The sequence below is a fragment of the Streptosporangium nondiastaticum genome (assembly GCF_003011965.1).
GTDB classification, from domain to species: Bacteria; Actinomycetota; Actinomycetes; order Streptomycetales; family Streptomycetaceae; genus Streptomyces; species Streptomyces nondiastaticus.
Genome location: NZ_PXWG01000231.1, coordinates 1 through 5938, shown reverse-complemented (window position 1 = coordinate 5938; position 5938 = coordinate 1). Strand labels below are relative to the sequence as shown.

1 protein-coding gene is annotated in these 5938 nt (G+C 77.4%); it reads right to left on the bottom strand.

The genetic code is table 11. From position 1 onward, the window contains the following. The coding region (locus tag B7P34_RS34695) for an SDR family NAD(P)-dependent oxidoreductase (protein WP_106682121.1) at positions 1 to 5790 on the bottom strand (5790 nt) is incomplete at its 3' end. Positions 5791 to 5938 lie beyond the last annotated feature (148 nt).

Here is a 5938-nt window from a genome sequence, read left to right as displayed (position 1 = left end):
GGGGACCTCCGGGAGGGACGCGGCCGGACCGGCCGCCGCTGCCTGCGGGCCGGCGGCGCCCGCGCCGGTGCCCAGCCGCAGGTGGACGACGCGCGCGATGTCGGCGGCCGTGCCGCCGCCGCGCATCAGCTCCATGGGCGGCACCCGCACGTCGAAGCGCCGGTGCAGCGTGGCGAGGAACTCGGCGGCCATGAGGGAGTCCACGCCGTACTCCTCGATGCGCCGGCCCGGGTCGATCCGCGCCGGGTCGAGGTGGAGGACGTCGGCGAGGATCCGCACCAGCTGGCCGGTGAGCGCGCGCAGCGCGTCCGCGGGCGGCATCGCCGCGAGGGACCGGACGATCTCCGTGTGGGTGCGGCCGGTCTCCTCGTCGGGCTCGGGCACGAGCTGCCCGTACCGGGGCGCGGCGAGCCCGGGCAGACAGGCCCGCAGCCGCGCCCAGTTGTACCGGCCGACGCCCGCGACCTCCGTTCCGTCGCCCAGCAGCACGCCGGCCGCGTCGAACGCCTCGCGAGGAGAGAGCGCCTCCAGGCCACCGCTCTCCAGGGCGGGGGCGAGGCCGTGGCGGTCCACGTAGCCGGTGCCGCCGAGGACGCCCCAGCCCACGGCCAGGCCCGGCTCGCCGTCCCGCCGCCGCCGGCGGACCAGCGCTTCGAGGAAGAGGTTGCCCGCGGCGTAGGGGGCCTGGGTGACCTGCCCGACGCGTGCGGCGACGGAGGAGAACACCAGGAACAGCTCCAGGTCCTCCCGGCCGCGCGTGAGCGCGTCGAGGACGGCGCCGCCGGCGGCCTTGGGGGCCAGGACGGCACGGAAGCGGTCGTCGGTCAGCTCCTCCAGCGGGGCGTCGTCGAGGTGCATCGCGCAGTGCACCACGCCGCGCAGCCGGTGCCCGCCCGCGTCGGTCTCCGCGACGATCCGCCGCATGGACGGCAGGTCGGCGACGTCCGCCGCGTGGGCCACGGCGTGCACGCCGCGCCGCTCCAGGTCCGCGAGCAGCGCCTCACAGCCCGGGGTCCGCATGCCCCTGCGGCCGACGAGGGCCAGCCGGCGGGCGCCGTGGTCGGCGAGCCAGTGCGCGGTGGCCGCGCCGTAGCCGCCGAGGCCTCCGGTGACGAGGTACGTGGCTTCGGGGTCGAACCGCGGGGCCCGCGAGCGGGGTTCGACGAGGACGGGCTCGTCGAGCGGGTCGAAGGAGACGACGACCTTGCCGGTGTGCCGGGAGTGCTGCAGGAGCCGGAAGGCGTCCTCGGTACGGGCGGCGGGGAAGACCGTGTGCGGCAGCGGGCGGTAGTCCCCCGCCCGGACGCGCTCCTTCACCTCGGCGAACAGCCGGGCCGCCCGCTGCGGGTCGGCCAGCAGCGCGAGGAGGTTGACGCCGAAGAACGCGAGGTCGCGCTCGAAGGGGCGCAGCAGCAGCCGGTTGTTGTCCAGGATGTCGCGCTTGCCGAGCTCGACGAACCGGCCGCCCGGCCGCAGCAGCTCCAGGCTGCGGGAGACGGCCTCGCCCGCGAGGGAGTTGAGGACGACGTCGACGCCGCGCCCGCCGGTGAGCTCCCGCACCCGGGCGGCGAAGGCCAGACTGCGCGAGTCCAGGACGTGCTCGACGCCCAGGGCGCGCAGCAGGTCGCGCTTGGCGGGGCTGCCGGCGGTGGCGATGACCTGCGCCCCGTGCAGGCGCGCGTACTGCAGCGCCGCGAGGCCCACGCCGCCCGCTCCGCCGTGCACGAGCACGGTCTCCCCGGCCGACAGCCCGGCCTGCCACCCCAGGCCGTAGTGGACGGTCAGGAACACCGCGGGCAGGGTGGCCGCTTCGGCGAAACCCAACGCGACAGGCATCCGGGCCACGGCGTCCGCGGCGGTGACCACGTGCGAGGCCAGGCAGCCCGAGCCGCTGGCGAACACCCGCTCGCCCACGGCGAGTCCACGGACGCCCGGCCCGACGGCCGCGACCGTTCCCGCGCACTCCAGCCCGTACACCGCTCCGAAGCGCCCGTCGGCGGAGTCCTCGCCGGCCAGGGCCCCGGTGGCCAGGACCACGTCGTGGTAGTTCAGCGCGGCCGCCCGCACGGCGACCAGGACCTGCCCGGGGCCCGGCTCCGGCCGCTCCGTCTCCACCCACACCGGCCGGAAGGACAGCCCCGGCTCGCGGACCTCCAGGGCGAACGCGCCGGCGGCGGGGGCGGGCACGAGGGGCCGGGGGAACTCCCGGTCGCGCGGGACGAACCGGCCTCCGCTGCTGGTCAGGACGACCTCGGTCTCCTCCGACGGGGCGAGGAGCTCCCGGGCGAGGCGGTCGGCGTCGGCCGCCGTGTCGCCGCTGCGCTCCAGCGACACCCGGCGCGTCGTCAGCGCCGCCTGCTCGTTGCCCAGGCACTGCGCCACGCCCCACGCGGCCGCATCGGCGGGATCGAAGGGCTCGGACCCGGGGGATCCGGGCTCGGGCAGGGCACCGCAAGGCCGCGTCACGAGCCACAGCGAGACGCTCCCGCTGCTCGTCCGCCGCCCGCACGCCGCGGCCAGGGCGCGCAGCACCGCGCCGCGCCGCGTCGTCCGCTCGACCACGTCGCCGGTGCCGGCGGGGGCCAGCACCAGCACGATCACCGTCTCCCGGGACAGCAGCGCGGCCCACGCCCCGGGGTCCTCACCGGCCACGGTGGTGTGCACCTCCGCGGCGTCGGCCGCGTGCAGCAGGCCCGCCGCGGCCCCCACCAGCCCGCTCTCCTCCGGGGTCTCGGCGGCCAGGACCCAGTCGGTGCCGATGCCCGCGGCGGGCAGCGCCGGGGCCCGCACCGGCAGACCGGCGCGGGCGGCGAGGAACACCGAGAAGTCCTCGCGGGCCGGCTCGGCGTCGTCCCCGGTCCGCACGGCGCCCGTGAAGCCGCACCGCTCCAGCAGCGCGCTCCACTCCTCGCGGCCGAGCAGCGGGGAGCGGGGCCGCAGCCCGGTGTCCGTGCGGTTCCAGAAGCTCTCCAGCGTGCCGAAGAACGGCAGCAGGAACAGCGGGTCGTGGCTCTCCAGCACCAGCAGCCGGCCGCCCGGGGCGGTCAGCGACGCCACCCGCCGCACGGCCGCCTCCAGATCCCCGCTCGCGTGCAGGGAGTTCGCCGCGACCACCAGGTCGAAGCCGCCGGCCGGCAGGTCCTGGCCCGCCGGGTCGGCGTCGAGGTCGAAGGTGCGGTACTCCACGAAGTCGTACGGGGCGAAGCGCTGCCGGGCCCGCGCGAAGAACGACGGCGACACGTCCGTGAAGAGGTAGCGGGTGCGGTCGGCCGGCAGCAGCGGCAGCAGGGCCGCGGTGATCCCGCCGGTGCCCGCGCCGACCTCCAGCACCCGCAGCGGCCGGCCGGAGGGCAGGGCCGCCACGACCTCCCGGACCAGCGCCTGCGCGACGCGGTTGTGGAAGCGCAGCACCGGCGCCACGTCGTGGAACCGTTCCAAAGGAGAGGCGGCGCCCTCGGCCCCCAGCAGGTCCAGCGGGTCGCGCGCCCCCCTCAGGACCTCGCCGAGGTGCAGGAACTGGCGCACGAGCAAGCCGAGTTCGGTGGAGAAGGCCGGCTGCTCCCGCAGCGCCTCGCGCAGCATCCCGATCGCGCACCGGGGCTCGCCCTGCCGCAGCCAGCGGCCGTCCGGCTCCTGCCGCGCCAGCCCGTACTCCGTCATCGCGGCCAGCATCAGCTCCATCGCCTGCCGGTGCCTCAGCAGCATCCCGCCCGCGACCAGGTCGCCCACCGTGAACGAGCCGAACCCCTCCGGCAGGAGACCGCCGAGCGCGGCGGCGTAGGCGTGGGCCGCCGCCTCCTGCAGCCGGGCGGCGAAGCGCGGGTAGCCGGTCGTGCGCCAGTCACGGCGCAGGGCCAGGATCCGGCCCGCCGCCCGCTGGGCGAGCTCCCGCGGCGCCGGCCCGGAGAGGGGCTCCTGCGGGTCGCCCGGCCGGGGAGCGGCGCGCAGCACCGTCTCCTGACGGGTCACCGGCGTGCGCCGCACCCCGGCCAGGCGCCGCATGCGGCACCCCCGCAGCTCCACGGCGACCGTGCCGTCCGCGTCGGTGAGGGCGATGTCCCAGCACACCTCCGTCGCCGTCCGGCCGCGCTCGCGCACATGGACCGCGCCCTCGGCCGCCGGGGCGCGCCAGACGCGGACCGCGTCCATGGCCGCCGGCAAGTACGTGTGCCCCGCCAGGATCTCGTCGTCCAGCAGCGGCGCTCCGGCCTGCACCGCGCCGTCCAGCAGGGCCGGGCTGAGCTCCAGCCCCTCCAGGGGGCCGTGGTCGCCGTAGGCGGCGACGACCTCGTCCTCGCCCACCCACAGCTCGGTCAGCACCCGGAAGGACGGCCCGTAGCCGAGCCCGGCCTCGCCGACCCGCCGGTAGTGCTCCTCGCCGCTCACCCGGCGGCCGCAGCGGGCCCGCGCACCGGCCAGGTCCGCCGGCGCCGGGGGCCGTCCCCACCGGGCCCGCACCCGCCCGCGCGCGTGCCGGCTCTGCCCCGTGGCCTGGTCGTCCGTGCTGCTGATCAGCACCACTCCGTCCTCGGGGTCGAACGACACCTGCGTGTGCACCGTGCCCGGCTCGCCCCACGGCACGAACAGCGGCCGCACGAACTCCAGGTGGTCGGCCTCCACCGCGGTGTCCAGCACCCGCCGGCCCGCCGCCAGCGCCATCTCCACGTAGGCCGTCGCGGGCATCACCACGGACCCGCCGAGCCGGTGGTCGGCGGCCCACGGCAGCCGGGCCGGCTCGACCGCGCCGTGCCACACCGGCAGCGGGGCCGGCATGCGCTCGCCCAGCAGCGGGTGCTCCGTGCGGCCGTCCCCGCTGCTGCGCACCCACGCCTCCGGCCCGCCGCTCCAGTGCCGTTCGCGCTGCCAGGGGTAGGCGGGCAGGGACGCCACCCGGCCCGGGCGCGGGAACAGCGCGTCCCAGTCGGCCCCGGCCCCGGCCGCGAGCAGCCCGGCCACCGCGGTGCGCATCGCGCGCACGCCGTCGTCGCCCTTGCGCAGCGTACGGGCCACCGCCCGCGGCCCGGGTGCGGGATGGCCGGCGGTGATGCGGCGCAGGTAGGTCTGCAGGACCGGCTGCGGGCCGATCTCCAGGAAGATGTCGGCGCCCTGCTCCACGGCCCCCTCGACGGCGTCGGAGAACAGCACCGGCTCGCGGACGTTGCGCCACCAGTAGTCCGCGTCCAGCTCGGGCCCCTCCAGCGGTTTGCCCGTGACGGTGGACAGCAGCGGCACCCGCACGGGGGAGGGGCTCAGCCCGTCGAGGGCGGCGTGCAGGGGAGCACGCAGCCGGTCCATGGCCGCGCTGTGGAAGGCGTGGTCCAGGTCGAGTTCCGCGCACACCACGCCCCGCCCGGCCAGGTCGCCCAGGAGCCGGTACAGCTGCTTCTGCGGCCCCGCGACCGTCACGTCCCGGCGGGAGTTGACCCCGGCCACCTCCAGCCCCGGGTACCCCGCCAGCAGTTCCTCCGCCTGCTCGCGGGACATGCCCACGGCCGCCATGCGCCCGCAGCCCGCCAGCGGCGCCTGCGCACGGCTGCGTTCGGCGATCACCCACGCCGCCTCGCCGAGCCCGAGCGCCCCGGCCGCGTGCGCGGCCGCCACCTCGCCGACGCTGTGGCCCAGCACGGCCGACGGCGTGATGCCGTGGGCGCGGAGCACGGCCACCAGCCCGGTCTGCAGCGCGAACAGCAGCGGCTGGGCCACCTCCGTGGCCCGCAGCCGCTCGGGCGACGCCTCGGCGAGCTCCTTGACAACCGACCACCCCACGTGCGGGGCCAGCTCCTCGTCCACGGCCTCGACCGCCGACCGGAAACTCGAAGATGTTGGCCGAGGTGATGTCGCCCTTGGCCCGCATGACCTCCACCCCGCGCCGCAGGCGGTCGATGGCCTCGACCTCCACCTGCCGGTCGGCCTGGAACATCTCGGTGATCGTCTGGCC